Genomic DNA, 19,309 nt, shown 5'->3' on the forward strand with positions numbered 1-19,309 from the left:
ACTACCATAATTTGGCTCTGAAATAACAAGCGAATATAGAATTAGTTTTTTAATTTCGTTCTGTAAATAATTTATTTCGATTTGAACAGAACTTACCTGAAATTAACGTTAGACCTTGATTTTATACTCATTGCGATTACAGCACCCCTCAAAGACTATGTACTATGCCACAAAATTAATACGCGTTTGAATACTCAGTTTGAAAAAATTGAGGACCATGAAATATTTTTCAACATTGATGAACCAGCCTGGTCTTTCTCTAAATATTACTTTTTTGTTGAACAAGGCGAGATAGAATACTATTTAATTAGCAATAGAAGCAGCGACGGACTGCTCGTTCCGGAGATGGGAAATGTCGATTTTTTTATCATTATAAAAGAATTTATTGATCAGGAAGATTTGAATTATTTAATAAACGGACTGAATAAACTGCCTGATATTCAGGTAGCTGCAAAGATAGACCCAACCAAACTTAAGAGCAAGGAGAATTTGGTAATATAAAAATTATATACTTGGTGTATTAAATACACTATATTTGATGGTTATAAACGACGAAACAAAGAACAAAATATATAAAACTTAATGCAGTTTAATTATTTTTAATAATAATTAGCGCTACAATTAACTGCATTGTTAAAATCAATTAATTAAATGAAACCTTTTCATTCGAGAACTAAAATTGTTGCCACGCTTGGGCCTGCATCAGCAAAACCAGATGTATTATATAGTATGTTTAACGCTGGTTTAGATGTTTGCCGTCTAAACTTCTCACACGGATCGCAAGCAGATCATCAGGCGGTTTTAAATACTATTAAAGATCTAAACAAAAAATACGACTATAATGTTGGTATCCTTGCCGATTTACAAGGCCCGAAAATTCGTATTGGTTTAGTTAAAGAAGGTGGTATTAACCTGATTAACGGTAAAACAACCGTTATTACAACCAACGAGTGTATCGGTAACGAAGAAAGAATTTATATCACTTACCAAAGTTTCCCTCAGGATGTTCAGGCCGGAGAGATTATCCTTTTGGATGATGGAAAGCTTCAAATGAAAGTTATTTCTACCAACCTGAAAGATGAAGTGGTTTGCGAAATTGTTCACGGTGGTATCTTAACTTCCAGAAAAGGTGTCAATCTTCCAAACACTAAAGTTTCCATTCCATCTTTAACTCCGGAAGACAGAGAGAACTTAGAATTTGTTCTTGAAAATGACGTAGAATGGATTGGTTTATCTTTCGTTCGGAAGGCTGAAGATATTATTGAGCTTAAAAAAATCATTGCCGAGCGTGGTAAAACAGCCCGTGTAATTGCTAAAATAGAGAAACCAGAAGCGATTGCAAATATCGATGAGATTATTGCAGTATCTGATGGTATTATGGTTGCCCGTGGCGATTTGGGTGTTGAGTGTCCTATGGAAGAAGTTCCATTGTTACAGAAAATGATCGTTGCTAAATGTAGAGCAGCTTCGAAACCTGTAATTGTGGCTACCCAGATGTTAGAAAGCATGATTACTACTCCCCGCCCTACCCGTGCGGAAGTAAATGATGTGGCTAACTCAGTTTTGGATGGTGCTGATGCGGTAATGTTAAGTGGTGAAACTTCAGTTGGAGAATTTCCTTTAATCGTAATCGAAACGATGCAGAAAATTATCCAAAACATCGAACAAAACAATTACCCTTTCAATCCGGATAAGTTTTTAAAACCAAAATCTCCGTCTTTCTTAAGTGATGCGATTTGCGATTCTGCTTGTTTCTTAGCTAAACAAACAAATGCTGTTGGTATTGTTTCCATGACTTTAAGCGGCTATACTGCTTTTGAAATTTCAAGCCACAGGCCAGAAGCCCTAACATTCATTTTCACCAGCAACAGGGCTTTATTAAACGCGGTTAGCTTACTTTGGGGTGTTAGAGGTTTCTACTATGATAACTGGGAAAGTACTGACAATACCATCATTGAAGTTAATGATATCTTAAAAAGCAAAAAATTAGTTAAACAAGGTGATATCCTGATTAACACAGCGGCCATCCCGATGGAAGCTAAGGGTAAAACCAATATGTTGAAAATTACTGTAGTTGAGTAATCACAACAACACTCCTATTAAACGCCTTGCTTTTGCAGGGCGTTTTTTTTGGCTTTCATTTTTCAAGCTTATTATAATTAGAGAATACAATACACAATGTAGTTTTGAGCACATGTGTTTTAATCAGGCTGAAATAAAGTGATTTTGATTCTTTAAATATTAATGTAAATCTCAATAAAAACTATATTTTTGCACTCCACTAAACGGAGAGGTGTCAGAGTGGTCGATCGAGCACGCTTGGAAAGCGTGTGTACTGCAAGGTACCGCGGGTTCGAATCCCGCCCTCTCCGCATTGAACAGCCGGTTTTTTAGTTGACAATTTATTCTTAATAAAATATTTGCAATAGCTATCAGGGAGTTATGAAAATATCGTTAAAAAAATGATTTGTTATGCAAATAAACGAGATTTAGTTTCTATGTTTGCATCCTCGAAAGAGAATAAATTCTAAATTAACAGCACACACGGAGTGGTAGTTCAGCTGGTTAGAATGCCTGCCTGTCACGCAGGAGGTCGCGGGTTCGAGTCCCGTCCATTCCGCAACTAAATCCTTAACTTGAAAAAGTTGAGGATTTTTTGTTTTTCAATTGCTTAATTTGCAATGTGCATACTTATAAAAGTTTGATCTCTTCAATATATTAATACAATTGAATTTATAGATATTAATTTTTCGGTTGGTGAGCTGATATGAGCTGTTAGCTGGTTAATCAATATTTGCTTACTCGCCTAAAAAATCGTAACCCTTGTTACTCGTTATTAATTAATCATGGCATATTAGTTGTGATCCCAATCTTCATTAACATTTTTTTACATGCACATCCATCGTTTGATAATTAGCCTATTCCTATTTTTAATGATCAATATATCAACAGCAGCAGGACAGGACCTGCCCCAAGAAACCTATTATCCATGGAAAAGCAAATCGGGCCTCTTTGGCTATAGCAACCCGAATGGCAAACTAAAAATCGATCCGCAATTTGAAGATGCCAACTTTTTTACTAACCAATTTGCTATTGTAGAGAAAAAGAATAAAAAAGGCGTAATAGACCATACCGGAGCAATAAAATTAGACTTCGAATACGATAAATTAGACCTTGTAGCCTGGGGGAATGAAACCATTGCCATCACCTGTAAAAGTTTTAATGCGTGGTGGAAATTTAATAAATGGAACTTTTTTCCTGGGTTTTCAGTGATGGGCGGTACAAATGACAAAAGGATAGTTGACACTAAAGTGCTTAAAATGAACTGGAAGGTCATTCTCCTAAATACCAACCAAACTATAATCGATTCAGACCACAAACTGAATGAATATCCTTTTCAAGCTTCTGACATTCACAGGTTTCAGGATAAAATACTTATTAATAATCAGTTGTATAGCAACAATAATGGGCAAATAAAGCAAATCAACTCAGGAATAACCGCTATTCTGACTGACAGTACCTTGTTGCGAAGAAAAGTTGATGATTATCAAATTTTGAATAAAAATCTTAAACCAATTGACAATACCAGTTTTAAAGTACCTGCTCAAATTATCGTCGAAGTCAATGGAAAGAAAAAGAAATTGAAAACAGAAACCATAAACGCAGGCACCAAAGTAACACTCAATTTCATGGAAGATCAGCAGCAGCATATTTTTGCGTATCCTGATCTAAGCAAGATCTTTCCAAAAAAAATTGACAAATACTTTAATCAGGAAACTGAAGCAGAAAGCATCCTCAGCCATGCACAAATAATTTATTCAGTACCTAACACAGCTTATTTTATTGTCAGAAGTTTCATCAATAATGAAATGAGATTTTATATCCTCAACCAAAATGGTACATGGGAAAGTGACAGAAGGAAAACGAAAGATTTTGTGATCCTGTCTAACAGTGGCAGGGTATTGTATCCCGATGCAAATGGAATGGGAATTGAGGATGCGCTACCCAAAAACTGCAATGTAAAATGGATTGAACAAACCCAGATAAATAAGTCATGGTTTAAGATCACTGCAACTCATAAAACTGATTCCACTTCCCTATCAGGTATTTTTGATATTACCACTCGGAAGTGGGTTTTACCCATGGAATACACCAGCCTCGAAACACTCAACTCCTACCCCAACTTGTGGCGTTTTGAACTTGGAAGCGAAACCGATTTTAAAAAGAAAAAATATGGATTAATCAATATCATCAGCAGTAAGATTACCGTTGAGCCGCAATACAATAGTTTAAACGCAAATGCTAAGGTAGGTACTTTTAATGGCGAGAAATGGGATTACTTTTATGTCAATCCACTTAACGGAAAAGAATATAGAGAGAGAAATCTCTAAGAAACTGTCTAAAATTATGATTTATCAACTTACGAAATTTCAAAAGCCTGGCTGAAGAATTTCGCAGGTTTTGACGACAGTACTATAAAACTTTCTAAGTATCCCCTAAAATAAAGGCCAAGAAAACCCGGATCAGCAATCTATAGATGCCATCGCAGCAAAAAGCCCGATCAACAGGCTCGGCACACCGCAGGAAGTAGCAGATTTAGTGGCCTTTTTAAGTTCAGATAAATCATCCTTTACCACTGGAAGTTCCATAATTGCCGATGGAGGTTATACCGCAATGTAAATTTACAGATTGCTGAAAAAGCCTTGAATTAGCCTCAGGACTTTTGTTTTTTAGTGAAATTTTGTATCAGCATTAATACTCAGCAATTAACAAAACAGTGCTAATTTTATCATCAGAGACTAACTAAGATGATGAACAAATATTGGCTTACCGTAACCGCTTGTGCCATAGCAGTTGCATCCAACGCTCAGCAAAAAAAACTTACCACTCAAGACTATCAGCGAGCGGAAAGTTTTATGGGCTATAACACTGCAAAATTTATCGATAATGTCATTTCTCCGCCAAACTGGCTGGAGAATGATCAGTTTTGGTATACTAAGAAAACGGAAAAAGGAACTGAAACCTATCTGGTAGATCCAGTTAAAAAAACTAAAACCTTAACAACAGCATATAACAACGCAAACCTTCCCACATTTGGAAGAAGACGAGGTGGTGGGAATGAAGTATCATCGCCCGATGGCAAAAAAGCAATTTTAATAAAAGATTATAACCTTTATGTTAAAGATGTAGCCAGCGGAAAACTTACTCAGCTTACCACAGATGGCATTAAAGATTATGGTTATGCCACCGATAATGCTGGCTGGAAACATAGTGACGGACCAATTTTACGCTGGTCGCCGGATTCGAAAAAAATTGCCACCTTTCAACAAGATCAGCGAAATTCTAAAGACATGTATCTGGTAACCACCAATGTTGGCGCCCCAAAATTAAAAGCATGGAAATATCCTTTACCCGGTGATAAGCAAATTGCAACCATTAGAAGGGTGATCATTGATGTTGAAAACCCAAAGATTATTTCTTTAAACATTCCGGCAGATCCACACCGTGCAACCTTAAGTGATGACATTTCCAGCAGCGGAACATTTGATGATATAGACTGGAAAGCAGATGGTACCGAACTGGCTTTCGTTTCCACATCACGCGATCATAAAAACGAAAAATTCCGCATTGCTAATGCAACAACCGGAGCAGTTAGAGAAGTATTTGAAGAAACTGTTAAAACACAATACGAATCCGGACAGGGTAATATCAACTGGAGTTATTTACCAGCATCAAAAGAAATTATCTGGTACTCTGAACGTGATAACTGGGGACACCTTTATTTATATGATGCCACAACCGGTAAAGTAAAAAATCAGATTACCAAAGGAGATTGGGTAGTTACCCGTGTGCTTAAGGTAGAGGAGAAAAGCCGCACTATTTATTTCATCGCTAATGGCAGCGATAAAATAAATCCTTATTTCAGCCATTGCTACAAAATTGGTTTTGATGGTAAAAACTTAATCGATTTAACACCAGAACCGGGCAACCATGCCGTAGCTTTTTCTCCATCGGAGAAGTATTTTATTGATAATAATTCTCAACCGGATGTACCAACGGCTACTGCGCTAAAAGATTTTAATGGTAACCTGATCACAGAACTCGAAAAAACCGATGTATCCAGATTAACCGCAACCGGCTGGAAAGCACCAACACCTGTATCAGTTAAAGCTGGCGACAATAAAACTGATATTTATGGATTAGTTTTCACGCCGGCTAAAATGGATGCTGGCAAAAAATATCCTGTAATCGATTATATTTATCCAGGTCCGCAAGGCGGAAGTGTGGGTAGCTGGTCATTTGCCGCATCCCGCGGAGATCATCAGGCACTGGCCGAATTAGGTTTTATAGTGGTGTTGATTGAAGGAACGAGCAACCCGGAACGTTCAAAGAGTTTTCATGATATGAGTTATGGCAACATGTCTACCAATACCCTCGAAGATCAAATTGCAGCCATTAAACAACTGGCTGCAAAATATCCGATTGATACTGCAAAAGTTGGTATTTGGGGCCATTCTGGTGGTGGTTTTGCTACGGCAACGGCCATGTTCCGTTATCCGGATTTCTTTAAAGTAGGAATTTCCGAATCTGGTAACCATGATAATAGAAACTATGAGGATGATTGGGGCGAACGTTATAATGGTTTAGCAGAAAATGTTGATTATGAAGCACAGGCCAATCAGAACTATGCTAAAAATTTAAAAGGAAAGTTAATGCTCGTTCATGGAATGATGGATGATAACGTGCCGCCTTACAATACGCTATTGGTGGCAGAGGCTTTGGAAAAAGCAAATAAATCATTTGATTTGGTAATTTTCCCCAACAGTGCACATGGTTATGGTCCATATTCGCCATATATGATGAGGCGCCGCTGGGATTATTTTGTTCAGCATCTTTTAGGCGCAGAACCACCAAAAGATTATAAAATGCAAGGCACCGAAATGAGGTAGTAGTAATAAAGGCTTCGATACAATCGGGGCCTTTATTGTAGTAACCTGAAACCAATTGCAGGCTTATGAGTTTATTTGATAAAGATCAAAGCTAATTAATATGGGAAAAACAAGAAGTGCAAATCATGTAATCATTACAGGTACAACCGGAATGGTGGGCGAAGGCGTTTTAATTCGTTGTTTAAACAGCCCTGAAATTGATGGTGTTTTAGTGATCAACCGCAAACCTTGTGGTTATGTACATTCAAAGTTAAAGGAAATTATTCATCAGGATTTTTTCAACTTCTCACCTATCAAAGACCAGCTTTCCGGTTATAATGCTTGTTTCTTCTGTTTAGGAATTTCATCTGTGGGCATAGATAAAGATACCTATTTTAAGATGACTTATACCTTAACGATGCATGTTGCCGAAACCTTGAGCAGGTTAAATAAAGGCATGACTTTCTGTTATGTTTCTGGGAGTGGCACCAACCGAAACGGCAAATTAAGCTGGCAAAAAGTTAAAGGCAACACTGAAAATGAATTGATGCAACTTCCATTTGAGCAGGTTTTTAATCTCCGCCCGGGTTTTATTAAGCCCATTAAAGAGCAGAAATATGCACATAAGTTTTATCAATTTATTAATTGGTTATTCCCCCTCGGAAGAGCAATTTCTAAAAATGGGTTTTGCACCATGCAGGAACTTGGCGATGCCATGATCAATGCACTCAGCCACAATAATGAGAAAAGAATATTGGAAGGAAGTGATATTATTAAGCTGGCTAAAGAACCATCTTAAACAAATAAAAGGATGATGGCGCCAATAGGGCCATCATCCTTTTATTAACTAAATTGCGACAAGTCTTACTTTTTATTGTCTACTTTACGCTGATTATCTTTGTTCGATGTTTGATCAGAACGCTGGCCACCACCATTGGTGATCCCTTGAATTTTCTTATCTGTTTTAATGTCGTGATTTGCCCTGTCTGCAATTGAACTTCCCTGAACAGTAGGGTTGTTTTTTGGTGTGCCCGTATTTTTCATAATATTAATATTTAGTGAAATAATAATTAGCTGAGCGCTATTATATAAACCGATAATCAATCAATAGGTTTTTATTTTTTTCGATTGATGATGAGCCCCACATTTTTTTCCTTTTATCACAAGCCGTCACCCTGAATTTAGTTCAAGGCCTATTCGTAAGATACGGTGCTGTATCTGGTTTAGTAAGACGGAGATCTTACATTGAAGCAAAAAAACGTTTTTTTGTATTAAATCGATTACTTGGATTGGTTTTTGTTTAATTCGGCTTTTGATTATTAATTTAGCAGTTCAACAAAACACATCCGTGAAAAAAATCTTATTTTCCTTTGCTATTCTGTGTGCAATCAACTTTTCTGCAATTGCACAAAAACAATCCTATTTAGAAATGTTAGCCAATCAACCTAAGTGGGTAGATTCTGTTTTTAACAAATTAAATCGTCGGGAGCGCATTGCACAAATGTTTTTCGTACGCGCCCATACTAATCTGGGACAAAAATATACCGATTCTGTTGGCCAGGTAATTAAAAGGGAACAATTAGGAGGCGTTATATTTTTTCAGGGTGGCCCGGTGAGGCAGGCACTTGCAACCAATGCCTACCAAAAGGTAAGTCATGTACCGTTAATTATAGCGAACGATGGTGAATGGGGCTTGGGAATGCGGCTAGACAGCACCATCTCTTTCCCATACCAGATGACATTAGGTGCTATCCAAAATAAAGATCTGATTTATAGAATGGGCCAGGAAGTTGCGAAAGATTTTAAGCGTATGGGTATGCAAATGAACCTTGCTCCAGATGCTGACATTAACAATAACCCTAAAAACCCGGTAATAAATTATCGGTCTTTCGGCGAGAATAAATATAATGTAGCTACTAAAACCGGTGCTTATATGAAAGGCATGCAAGATGCCGGTTTGCTCACCACGCTTAAACATTTTCCCGGGCATGGAGATACCGATGTAGATTCGCATTACGATCTTCCTCAGCTTACCTTCGGACCCACCCGTTTAGATACACTGGAAATGTATCCTTTTAAAGAGCTAATTAAACAAGGCGCATCAGGAATTATGATTGCGCACATGAATATTCCATCATTAGATACGACGAAAAACCTACCATCTACATTATCAAGGCCAATAGTAACTGGCATTTTGAAGCAAAAGCTGGGTTTTAAAGGTCTTATTATTTCTGACGCGATGGATATGAAAGGGGTAGTAAAATACTTTAAAAATGGCGAAGCCGATTTACTGGGCATCATTGCCGGAAACGATATCCTTGAACTTTCTGAAAATAGCGACCGGGCAATTAAACTGGTTCGTAAGGCGGTTCGTCAGGGTAGAATTGACATCAAAACCATCAACGAAAGCGTACGGAAGATATTAATAGCAAAGTATTGGGCAGGCTTAGCCAAACGGGATACCGTGGTAACTAAGGGCCTTATTGCCGGTGTAAACCGCAATGCAAGTAATGCCTTGGTACAAGAACTTGCCAATGCATCTGTTACGTTGATTAAAGGCAAGGATTATATTAAAAATATGATTCCAATCAGAAGAACTGCCATTATTAGTATCGGCGTTCCATCTGTTACGAAATTCCAAAAAGAGGTATCTAAAGGATTTTACAATTCTGTTTATTATGTTTTGGATAAAGATGCCAGTGCAACACAAATTTCTAACGTTGCCCGCGAAATTGGCGCTTTTGATCAGGTAATTGTAGGTATTCATGATGCTCGTGCCAGACCAGGAAATAACATTCCACTAAATGCCGGTGTAAAAAACTTTATTAAAGAACTATCTGGCAAAAACGCGGTGTTTGCATTATTTGCCAATCCATATAACCTTGCTGGTTTACCAGGTTTAGAAAAATGCAAAGGCCTGGTAGTTGCTTATCAAAAAGAAGATTACATGCAAATTTCTGCCGCAGCAGTGATTAATAACCGTTTAGTTCCTACTGGAAAATTACCGGTAAGCATATTGCCTAATTATAAATTCGGGGACGGATTGTAGGGGTTTTGTTTTTCCGTTTCCCGTGTGTCGTTTTTCGTTGATTGTCGATCGCTTTAGGTTGTTAGTCGTCGATCGTATTTCGTTTACCGTTAATTGTTTAGCGTACGAGGCTTCGCAATGGATTTTCTATCTGTCTCTATTTTCCATTTGTCTATTCCCCTATTCTCCTTTTCCCTCTTGTCTATTCCCCATTTCCTATCCCGCTATTTCCCTTTTCCCAAAACAATTTCTTCCTAAAAGTCATTATCTAATTATAAAACATTAAGACTATGATAGACCCAAATGATAATTACTCGGAAGATCCGAACGACGCATTACGCAGAGAAGATGATGTAGATAACATCAATGAGATTGCTGGTGATGATACCAGTATCGAATATGATAAAGACAAATTAGAACAAGCTGATGAAGCATCAAGACCATCTTACGAATTGAATGTAGATGATCTGAAAGACGAAGACTCACAAGACTAAACAAGAGAGCCGCAGTCATTAAAATGAATTGCGGCTCTCTTATTCTTAGCGAATTATTATTTGCTTTTATAGGTTTCGGGATTAACGGCGGCGACTGTCCAGCCTTTTAAAAATGAGCTAATCTTTTTTACGTCGTGGCCAACTTTCTTTTTACCGTTTGCGCCCGGTTCATCTGTTTCCAGGTAAGAAGAGTTTTCAATATGAAGCACTTTCCCTTTTCCATCCAATACCACAAAAACAGGATAACCAAACCGGTTTGGAAAACCTAAATATTTCATTGCTTCATCGTTATGATGATCTTTATCCCAATTTACCAGAACGTATTCATAATTTTCATTTATGGCTTGCTTCAACACCACAGTGGTATCTACTAATTGGTGGAAAGCTATACACCAGGTACACCAATTTCCGCCCACCTGAACCAACACATGTTTGTTCGCCTTTGCCGCCTTTTCCGTAGCAGCTTTTAAATCGGCCATTGCATTTGCTTCAGGATTATAAATATGTACACCATCTGTTTTGGTCTGGCTAAACGCCGCTGTAGACATTAACCCAACAGCTATTAAAATGAATAATCTTTTCATATTTCTTTAAATAGTAATGCAAAGTACTAAAGCCGACTATTTTAATAGATTAATCACAATTTCTTTACAGTAGAAATACTTTTTACAAAGCCTATCTTTGACTGTTAATGGATTTTTTAGACCTGCATACACACAAGGCTACACAGCAGAATGGCATTCGTAGCATCCAAAGTTTATCGCTTACCAGCGATATCTTTCTGGCTATGCCAAAAACCAAACCTATTGCTGTGGGTCTTCATCCATGGTATGCTACACTTGATCAACTGGAACTGCAAATGAAATACTTAAATGTTGTGGCTAATCAACCTAATGTTAAGCTAATTGGCGAATGTGGTTTGGATAAACTGAAAGGAGAGCAAATAGAGAACCAGATCATCATTTTGGAAGCGCAGATTAAGCTGGCAGAAAAATTAAAAAAACCTTTGATATTACACTGTGTTAAAGCTTTTTCAGAACTGATTGAGGTAAAAGACAGGCTGAAGGTAACGGTTCCCATGATCATTCATGGATTTAACAAAAATGAAGAATTAGGCCGTCAGCTTTTAGACAAAGGTTTTTTAATTTCTTTCGGTGCGGCAATTTTGAAAGAAAATTCTGGTTCGGCGAAGCTTCTTCAACAAATGGATAATTTCTTTTTAGAAACTGATGATTCGGAAACGCCGGTTGATAAAATTTATCTTGGCGCTGCAAATTTAAAAAACCGTAATGTTGATGAACTCAAATCGCGTATTTTTGCAGACTGGAAAAAATTAGATTTAATATAAACTCACCCGGATTTCTTAACTGAGCAAAGATTGAAAACCATCTGTGCCAATTGCGATATCGGAATTAAAATAAAACAATATGTCAGATGTTTCTTGGCTTTCGCGCTCGGCCTTACTTGTTGGAAATGATGGAATAGAAAAACTGCAGTCGAAACATGTTTTGGTAATCGGTTTAGGTGGTGTGGGTTCTTTTGCCGCTGAATTTATTTGTCGCTCTGGTATTGGCGAAATGACTATTGTAGATGGCGACGTGGTAGATCCGACCAACCGGAACAGACAATTGCCGGCTTTGGCCACGAATCATGGGGTTAGCAAAGCTGAAATTATGCAAGAACGTTTGTTGTCTATCAATCCGGAATTAAAACTTCATGTAGTAAATACTTTTCTTACGCCAGAGAAATGCCGTGAAATATTAGAATCGAAATTCGACTATATTATGGACTGCATTGATAGTGTGATGCCAAAAATCACTTTGCTGTCTACAGCTTTAGAAAAGAACATTCCAATTGTAAGTTCTATGGGTGCCGGCGGCAAGATGGACCCTACCCGATTAAGAATTGCAATGTTGCCAGATACTTACCAATGTGTTTTCGCCAGTTATGTTCGGAAACGATTAAATAAGTTGGTTAATGCCAATAAAATAAAAGCGGTCTTCTCTACTGAAGAAATGGACAAAAACTCGATGATTATGACAGATGGAAGTAATTTCAAACGCTCGGCTTACGGCACTGTTTCTTATCTGCCCGCAGCCTTTGGAGGCGCTTGCGCATCGGTTGTGATCCGCGATTTGCTCGGTTTAAAAATAGAAATGGCCGAAAGGCCTGTAAGAATTAGCCATAAAACACTAGCAAAGAAAAAGATTAAGAAGAGCTAAGCTTAACCACAAATATGCACAGAGGAATACCGATTATAGCGCACTATCTATCAATTCTATATCCGTGGTTTCATTAACAGAATATAGCTATTAAACTAAATTGAATATACCATCTATGGATTTATCTATTTTTTATCTGTGTTTATCCTGTACATCTGTGGTTAATTATCGAAACTCAATACTTCAAAAACATGCCTAAACCACTTAAAATTCTTCAAGCCTCTGCAGGTTCTGGTAAAACGTTCAGTTTAACGGCGCATTACCTTACGCTGCTTTTCTCGGGCGATAATAAATACCGCGAAATTTTAGCCGTAACCTTCACTAATAAGGCTACAGAGGAAATGAAAACCAGAATTTTGGAGGTTTTGCTTGGCCTGGCAAAAGGCAATCCATCAAAGAAAATTGATGATTACCGGAAATTGGTGCTGGTTGCCTATCCGCAGTTAAGTCCAGAGGAACTTCAATTCAAAGCAGATAAAATTTACCGGAAAATCCTTCACGATTATAGTCGCTTTTCCGTAAGTACCATTGATGGCTTCGTGCAAAAAGTAATTCGTGGTTTTGCTTTCGAACTGGGCCTGAATGCCGATTATAATTTAGAAATGAATTATGATAAGGTAAAAGATGATCTGGTAAATAAACTCGATGAAGCATTAGATACCAATAAACAATTATTGCAATGGATTATAGATCTGGCCATAGAACGCATCAGCGACAATAAAAGCTGGAACTACAAATTTGAACTCTATAACCTGATTGGTGAAATTTTCTCCGAGCGCTTCCAGGTTTTTGAAGATGCAGTATCAGCTTTAGGGTTAGAAAACATTGATGAGCTTTTTAAAAAATACATCAGTGTAACTAAAGCTGAAATTAAAAATTTTGAAGAAGAAATTATCCGCCTAGCAACAGAAGCCAACGAAGCACTCAACGTTATCGGAGTTGAAAATGACCACCTCAAGGGCAAATCAAGAAGTGCCTTAGCCAAAATTATCCTGGTAGCCCGGGGCGATTTTTCAAAGGTAGAACCACTCTTCAATTACATTGATGAGCCTGAAGAATGGTTTCAAAAGAACGCCAGTTTCCCCGAAGCTTTCGAAGTGGTGAACCCAATTCTTCAACAGTTAAAAAACCATTACCTCACTCATTTACCAAACTATAGCCTGGCGATTGCCTTCAACAAAAACCTGTATTATTTAAGGCTGATGCAGGAAATTGCCCTCCTTTTAAAAGAATACCGTGCAGAAAACGATAACCTTTTAATCAGTGATGCGCAAAAATTAATTTCTGGAATTACAGAAGACGCTGGCGATAACCCATCATTCATTTGGGAAAAAGTGGGCAACAGGTACCGCAATTTTCTTTTTGATGAATTTCAGGATACTTCAACCAGTCAGTGGGGAAGTTTTAAATCCCTGCTTACTAACGCAATGGCTACGCCAAGTGAAAATTTAACTGATCATTTAATTGTTGGCGATACCAAACAATCGATTTATCGCTGGCGAAATGGCGACTGGAACATTTTGCATAAACATGCTAAGCGGGAAGTGGGAATTGATAATGTTTTAGAGGACAGTCTGGCAGAAAATTACCGCAGCACGGAAAACATCATCACGTTTAATAATTTCCTTTATCGCGCCATCCCGCTCACTTTACAAAATGAACTTAATAGCAATTTAGCCACTAAACCAGAAACGATTTCAACCTGGTGGGCTAATGAAAATTATACCAGCATTATTACTGACATTTATGGCGCATCAACACAAAATTTTGCGGCAAATACGTTAAAAGGCGGAACCATAAAAATTAAAAAATTTGGCAAGGAACATGCGCCAGATGAGGCCCGTTTTACCGAAACTGTTTTTAGAGATGTCGCTTTAAATGATATTATTGAAGAGATAAAAATACTTAAAGACAAACAAAATTATGCTTTAAAAGACATCGCCATTTTAGTGCGATCGAACAGTGAGGCTTTACTTACGGTTCGCAAGTTAATGGAGCATCATCTGCCTGTATTATCTGGCGATGCTTTATTAATATCGAATAATTCGGCGATACAATTAATCATCAACACCTTAAAAGTACTTATTGGTTTAGAAGCGCAAAGTGCACTTTACAAGGCAAATTGTATCGCACTGTATCATTCTTTGCAAGAAAAAGCACCCGATGCCAATCACTATATCAACCTGACCAGCAAACCACTGAGCCAACTTTCGGAAGTATTGCCGCCATCCCTCTGCGAAAACTGGCAAAGCTGGTTGCAATTGCCATTACCAGAACTGGTGGAAATCTTGATAGAGAGTTATGGGTTAAAAACATTAACGGCCCACTTACCATATTTATTAGCATTCAGAGATTTAACCGCAACAGCTGGAAAAACCGGCGAAAAAGGGATTATTGCTTTTTTAACCTGGTGGGAAGAAGATGGAATCAAAAAGTCTTTGCCATCTCCGGAAGGTGCCGATGCCATTCAAATCATCACTATTCATAAATCTAAAGGATTAGCCTTTAGGGCGGTTTTTGTTCCATTTTGCAACTGGGAAATAAAAGGAAAAGCAAACGGAACTTTTTGGGTATCATCAGAAGAAACGGTATACAAAGAACTTAAAGGCATCCCGTTAAAATATAATGAAGCACTCGCAGATTCGGCCATAGCAAAAGCTTATTATGAAGAACTTCTTTATAATAATATGGACGCTTTGAACATGCTTTACGTGGCGACAACGCGTTCGAAAGATTACTTATACATCGCCACCATGGCTAAAAAGGAATTAAAACTTTCCAATATGGGTGATGTAATCAATTTAACATTCGATAACGATTTTGATGAAAATGGGGTGTATGAAATTGTAGATTATATTTCTATTGAGGCTAAAAATGAGGAAACCAGTTTTATTGATTTAAAACACTACCCCACCACCACACGATTATCGGAGCTGTATATTGCTTCAGAAGAAAAGCACTTAAGGCATTTGGTGAACATTGAAAAATCGGGCAGGAAGGGTTCTTTATTACACGATATTTTAGCTAACGCCAGTACCGAAAAAGAAGTTGATAAGTATATCACCACATTGGTTTTAGATGGAATTGTGCAGGAAGATGAGCAAGAAAATTTGAAACTAAAAGCGATGGAAGTTTTGGATAATTCGGATTTAAAGGCGGTATTGAGTAAAGCAACAGGCAGTATCACCGAGAAAAACATTATTGACGCAAAAGGTAAACTTCATCGCCCGGATCGTATTTTATTTAATGCTGATGAAGTAATCATCATCGATTATAAATTTACACTTACGGAAAACGATAAGCACATTGAACAGGTAGAAAGTTATAAAAATCTGCTTTTAGATATGGGACATAGCAATGTTAAAAGCTATTTGTTTTACGCTGTTAGTGGTAAATTAAAGCTAGTTTAAATATGAAACCCTTTCTACAAGAAGTTGCCGAAGATTTAATTGAAAAGTTTGGAGCCAATCTCCAACACTGTGCTATTGTTTTCAATAACAAACGTCCTTCTGCCTATATGCAGAAATACCTGGCAAATATTATTAAAAAACCTTTTTTTAGTCCGTCGTTTTATACAATCCAGGAGTTTTTTGCCACTTCAACGCAATTTAAGATTGCCGATTTTTACCTTCAATTTTTTACGCTTCATAAAATATACAATCAATTACTGGCCGAAGAGCAGTTAGAACCAATTTCAAGTCATAAGTTTTTTCCGCTGGCGAAGATTATTTTGAGCGATTTTACTCAAATTGATAACGATCTGGTTGATGCAGGGAAGTTATATCGCGATTTAGAAGATATTTCCGTTATCAATAAAGATTTTGATTATTTGAGTCCGGAGCAATACCAGTTCTTATCACAATTCTGGACTTCTTATTCGGAAGGGAAACATAAAAAACAGCAGGAACTATTTATCAAAATGTGGCGCCGCATGCCTAAGCTTTACCACCTATTTCATGCATCGCTTAAAGCGCAGGGATACCTTACAAACGGATATGTTTATCGCCATTTGGCTGAAGGTGCTGATACTCAGAAAGACTTGCCGGTTAACTTTGAAAAAGGAAAGATTATTCTTGTCGGTTTTAATGCACTGACCAGTGCCGAAGCAAAAATTTTTACACAACTGCAGGAAGCTGATCAAGCCTTATTTTATTTCGACGCTGATGAATATTATGTAGATGACCCTTTGCAGGAAGCTGGGTTATTTTTAAGAAAAAACCTGAATCAGCTTGGCTTGAAAAACGTTTTTGAAAATAAGCCAGGTCTGATGAAAACAGCTGAACATCAGGTAAACGTTTTTAAGGTTCAGGGGCAATCTGCACAGGCGAAGATTTTGAATAACATTCTGGAAGATGATTATTCTGCAAGCAGCGAAATTGGTTCTACCGTTGTGGTTTTGGCTGATGAAAGTTTATTACTGCCTGCCTTGCAAACCATCCCCACCGCGTATCATGGCAAAGAAATTGATTTGAATGTAACCATGGGCTTTGCCCTTTCTACATCGAGCATCTTTGGCCTGGCCGATTTATGGTTTTCATCTCAACTGGAAATTATTCATACCGGAAAAATTTCTTACAAACATGTTGAAGCATTTCTAACTCATCCGCTAACGGGCTTGAGTCAGAAAATGCGTGATAAAATTTTGACGGCTCTTTTGAAAGAAAACGAGGTTGAAATTGCACAGGATAGGCTAATTAGGCAAAGCGGATTATTTGAGGTTTTCTACAAAAAAATTGATAGTCCACAACAGGTTGTGCCCTACCTGCTTGATGTTTTAGATTTTATTTTGACGCGTTTATCCAATGCTAAAACGCTCAAAAAAATTGATGCTGAACTGTTTGTTAAAACTATCCAGGAGTTAAATCGTTTGCACGATACATTCGGCAAACATATTGGCAACGAAGAAATTCAGTTTGTGATTTACCTGGTTCAGAAATCTCTGCAAGCTATTGCCGTACCACTATCCGGCGATCCGCTTAATGGCATTCAGTTAATGGGATTACTGGAAACTAGAAATCTGAATTTCGATAAAGTAGTGATTCTGGGCTTCAATGAGGGCATTATTCCAAAATCTTCCATTGGCAACAGTTTTATTCCTGATTCTATTCGCCGCGTTTACGGGCTGCCGGTTTTAGAAAATCTGGATGCCATTTCATCTTACATGGTTTACCGACTGATGCAACGGGCAAAAGAAATCAATTTCGTTTACAACAGCTTAACAGATGAAACGACAACCGGTGAAGCCAGTAGAATTCTTAAACAGCTGGAATATGAAAGTGGATTTAATTTCAATTATAACGAGCTTAACCTTGATGTAAAAACGGAACCCTTCAAAGAAGTTCGCATTGAAAAGAAGAATAATTTTTTCATTCAGGAAACATTACAAAAATACCTCGACAAAAAGAAAGTACTTTCGCCATCGGCATTAACACAATACATTTCCAACCCGATAGATTTTTTCTTCAATTATATTGCCGGGATCAAAGAGCCCAAAGAGGTAAGCGCCGTTGTTGAGGCAAATGAAATTGGTTCTATTTTGCACAAAGTGATGGAATACTTTTATCAGGATTTAAGGAAGGCAGAAATTACCTCTGATGTGATAAAAGAGAAAAGAAAGCAGGTGCCCGCGCTGATCCAAAAAGCATTTAACGCCGTAATGTTTAACCACCCAGATAAGGTGATGGAATATAAAGGCATGCAGAAGGTAATTTTATCGATTGTAGATGCTTATGTAAATATCATTGTAAATCAGGATGAATCGCAGACACCTTTTCATATTATCAGTCTGGAGCAAAAGGTTGAAGCTGAAATTAGCTTTCCATTAAATGGCAAAGATGCAAGTGTGAAAATTTTCGGTTACATTGATCGGGTCGACGTTAAAGATGGCGTAACTAAAATTATTGATTATAAAACCGGAAGTGATAAACTAACTTTCAAAGATGTAGCCGAATTGTTTAATTCTGACGGAAAACATATCAATAAAGCGCTGGTTCAAACCTTACTTTATACTTATGCATATGAACAATTCTCAGGCAAGACCTGTGTAGAACCAAACCTATATGTAGTGAAAACAATGGCTGTGGATGGAATCTGGTTCAAATCTGGAAGGCAAACACTCTCCGGAGAATTTTTGGAAGAGATTAAACCGGAATTTTTAGCTGAATTAAGAAAAAAACTGACAGAATTGTTCGAATCGCCATACTTTGTTGCTAGCGCCGTAGAGGATAATTATAAATATTCGATTTATAAAACACTATTCGGAAAATAAGAGGAAATGAATGCCATTTGCATCATCTATTTATTAAAGCCATTGGTTGAAACCAATGGCGATAAACTAGACAAATCGCTATAAAACCAGCGCTATAGCCACCATCCATTTCTTGGCAGTCCGCTTCAACTCACTGCTTTGAAATAATATACCATTTAACCATATATGCCATTGGTTGAAACCAATAGCGATGAAACTAGACATTCGCTATAAAACCAACGCTGTTGCCATCATCCATTTCATGGCAGTCCGCTTCAGCTCACTGCTATAGAATTAAACCAGATATGCCATTGGTTGAAACCAATGACGATGAACCCAGAAATCGCTATAAAACCAGCGCTATAGCCACCATCCATTTCATGGCAGTC

General features: G+C 37.6%; 14 protein-coding genes and 2 tRNA genes. 14 read left to right on the plus strand and 2 right to left on the minus strand.

Annotation, left to right across the window (positions count from 1 at the left end):
• Positions 1 to 81: 81 nt before the first annotated feature.
• The 8 genes from GJU39_RS13995 (at position 82) to GJU39_RS14030 (ending at position 7,728) form a co-directional block, all read left to right on the plus strand.
• A complete protein-coding gene (locus tag GJU39_RS13995; protein ID WP_154281477.1) occupies positions 82 to 501 on the plus strand; it encodes an IPExxxVDY family protein in 420 nt (139 codons plus the stop codon).
• 150 nt (positions 502 to 651) lie between these two features.
• Positions 652 to 2,082 carry a pyruvate kinase gene (pyk, locus tag GJU39_RS14000; protein ID WP_154281479.1) on the plus strand — a complete coding sequence of 477 codons (1,431 nt, stop codon included), beginning with the start codon at positions 652 to 654 and terminating at the stop codon, positions 2,080 to 2,082.
• Positions 2,083 to 2,287: 205 nt separating this feature from the next.
• Positions 2,288 to 2,372 (plus strand) — tRNA-Ser (locus GJU39_RS14005).
• A gap of 174 nt (positions 2,373 to 2,546) precedes the next feature.
• Positions 2,547 to 2,620, plus strand: a tRNA-Asp gene (locus GJU39_RS14010).
• A gap of 313 nt (positions 2,621 to 2,933) precedes the next feature.
• Positions 2,934 to 4,391, plus strand: coding sequence for a WG repeat-containing protein (locus GJU39_RS14015; RefSeq protein ID WP_167515692.1), 1,458 nt, complete (start codon positions 2,934 to 2,936; stop codon positions 4,389 to 4,391).
• A 169-nt stretch (positions 4,392 to 4,560) separates the two neighbouring features.
• Complete coding sequence (locus GJU39_RS23920; protein ID WP_342448212.1) at positions 4,561 to 4,680, plus strand: SDR family oxidoreductase; 120 nt, start codon at positions 4,561 to 4,563, stop codon at positions 4,678 to 4,680.
• Positions 4,681 to 4,808: 128 nt separating this feature from the next.
• Complete coding sequence (locus GJU39_RS14025; RefSeq protein ID WP_245227897.1) at positions 4,809 to 6,950, plus strand: S9 family peptidase; 2,142 nt, start codon at positions 4,809 to 4,811, stop codon at positions 6,948 to 6,950.
• Between the two features lie 100 nt (positions 6,951 to 7,050).
• Positions 7,051 to 7,728 (plus strand): Rossmann-fold NAD(P)-binding domain-containing protein, encoded by a 678-nt coding sequence (locus GJU39_RS14030; RefSeq protein WP_154281482.1) that lies wholly within the window; start codon positions 7,051 to 7,053, stop codon positions 7,726 to 7,728.
• Between the two features lie 65 nt (positions 7,729 to 7,793).
• Here the strand turns inward: GJU39_RS14030 and GJU39_RS14035 are convergent, their stop codons facing one another.
• Complete coding sequence (locus tag GJU39_RS14035) at positions 7,794 to 7,973, minus strand: hypothetical protein (protein WP_154281483.1); 180 nt, start codon at positions 7,971 to 7,973, stop codon at positions 7,794 to 7,796.
• A gap of 304 nt (positions 7,974 to 8,277) precedes the next feature.
• On the opposite strand from GJU39_RS14035, the gene GJU39_RS14040 reads away from it, so the two are divergent.
• Both GJU39_RS14040 and GJU39_RS14045 read left to right on the plus strand, forming a co-directional pair.
• Entirely contained in the window at positions 8,278 to 9,978 is a 1,701-nt protein-coding gene (locus tag GJU39_RS14040; protein WP_379102604.1) for a glycoside hydrolase family 3 protein, read from the plus strand.
• Between the two features lie 269 nt (positions 9,979 to 10,247).
• Entirely contained in the window at positions 10,248 to 10,451 is a 204-nt protein-coding gene (locus GJU39_RS14045; protein ID WP_154281487.1) for a hypothetical protein, read from the plus strand.
• Between the two features lie 56 nt (positions 10,452 to 10,507).
• On the opposite strand, the gene GJU39_RS14050 is transcribed toward GJU39_RS14045, so the two are convergent.
• The gene (locus GJU39_RS14050) at positions 10,508 to 11,035 is read right to left on the minus strand and encodes a thioredoxin family protein (RefSeq protein ID WP_154281489.1); all 528 of its coding nucleotides are present in this window, start codon (positions 11,033 to 11,035) and stop codon (positions 10,508 to 10,510) included.
• A 107-nt stretch (positions 11,036 to 11,142) separates the two neighbouring features.
• Here GJU39_RS14050 and GJU39_RS14055 point away from each other — a divergent pair, with 107 nt between their 5' ends.
• From GJU39_RS14055 to GJU39_RS14070, 4 genes are all read left to right on the plus strand, one after another.
• Positions 11,143 to 11,799 (plus strand): TatD family hydrolase, encoded by a 657-nt coding sequence (locus GJU39_RS14055; RefSeq protein ID WP_154281491.1) that lies wholly within the window; start codon positions 11,143 to 11,145, stop codon positions 11,797 to 11,799.
• Between the two features lie 79 nt (positions 11,800 to 11,878).
• Positions 11,879 to 12,673 carry a tRNA threonylcarbamoyladenosine dehydratase gene (locus GJU39_RS14060; RefSeq protein ID WP_154281492.1) on the plus strand — a complete coding sequence of 265 codons (795 nt, stop codon included), beginning with the start codon at positions 11,879 to 11,881 and terminating at the stop codon, positions 12,671 to 12,673.
• Positions 12,674 to 12,864: 191 nt separating this feature from the next.
• Positions 12,865 to 16,083: a UvrD-helicase domain-containing protein gene (locus GJU39_RS14065; protein WP_154281493.1), complete on the plus strand. Its 3,219-nt coding sequence runs from the start codon at positions 12,865 to 12,867 to the stop codon at positions 16,081 to 16,083.
• A gap of 2 nt (positions 16,084 to 16,085) precedes the next feature.
• The gene (locus tag GJU39_RS14070) at positions 16,086 to 18,941 is read left to right on the plus strand and encodes a PD-(D/E)XK nuclease family protein (protein ID WP_154281494.1); all 2,856 of its coding nucleotides are present in this window, start codon (positions 16,086 to 16,088) and stop codon (positions 18,939 to 18,941) included.
• Positions 18,942 to 19,309 lie beyond the last annotated feature (368 nt).

This window comes from Pedobacter petrophilus (genome assembly GCF_009674725.1).
In the GTDB taxonomy this organism is placed as follows: domain Bacteria; phylum Bacteroidota; class Bacteroidia; order Sphingobacteriales; family Sphingobacteriaceae; genus Pedobacter; species Pedobacter petrophilus.

Excerpts from the sequence above, each read along its gene's own strand:
- pyk (WP_154281479.1), top strand. The coding sequence starts at position 652 with ATGAAACCTTTTCATTCGAGAACTAAAATTGTTGCCACGCTTGGGCCT.
- GJU39_RS14015 (WP_167515692.1), top strand. The coding sequence starts at position 2,934 with ATGATCAATATATCAACAGCAGCAGGACAGGACCTGCCCCAAGAAACC.
- GJU39_RS14025 (WP_245227897.1), top strand. The coding sequence starts at position 4,809 with ATGATGAACAAATATTGGCTTACCGTAACCGCTTGTGCCATAGCAGTT.
- GJU39_RS14030 (WP_154281482.1), top strand. The coding sequence starts at position 7,051 with ATGGGAAAAACAAGAAGTGCAAATCATGTAATCATTACAGGTACAACC.
- GJU39_RS14035 (WP_154281483.1), bottom strand. The coding sequence starts at position 7,973 with ATGAAAAATACGGGCACACCAAAAAACAACCCTACTGTTCAGGGAAGT.
- GJU39_RS14045 (WP_154281487.1), top strand. The coding sequence starts at position 10,248 with ATGATAGACCCAAATGATAATTACTCGGAAGATCCGAACGACGCATTA.
- GJU39_RS14050 (WP_154281489.1), bottom strand. The coding sequence starts at position 11,035 with ATGAAAAGATTATTCATTTTAATAGCTGTTGGGTTAATGTCTACAGCG.
- GJU39_RS14055 (WP_154281491.1), top strand. The coding sequence starts at position 11,143 with ATGGATTTTTTAGACCTGCATACACACAAGGCTACACAGCAGAATGGC.
- GJU39_RS14060 (WP_154281492.1), top strand. The coding sequence starts at position 11,879 with ATGTCAGATGTTTCTTGGCTTTCGCGCTCGGCCTTACTTGTTGGAAAT.
- GJU39_RS14065 (WP_154281493.1), top strand. The coding sequence starts at position 12,865 with ATGCCTAAACCACTTAAAATTCTTCAAGCCTCTGCAGGTTCTGGTAAA.
- GJU39_RS14070 (WP_154281494.1), top strand. The coding sequence starts at position 16,086 with ATGAAACCCTTTCTACAAGAAGTTGCCGAAGATTTAATTGAAAAGTTT.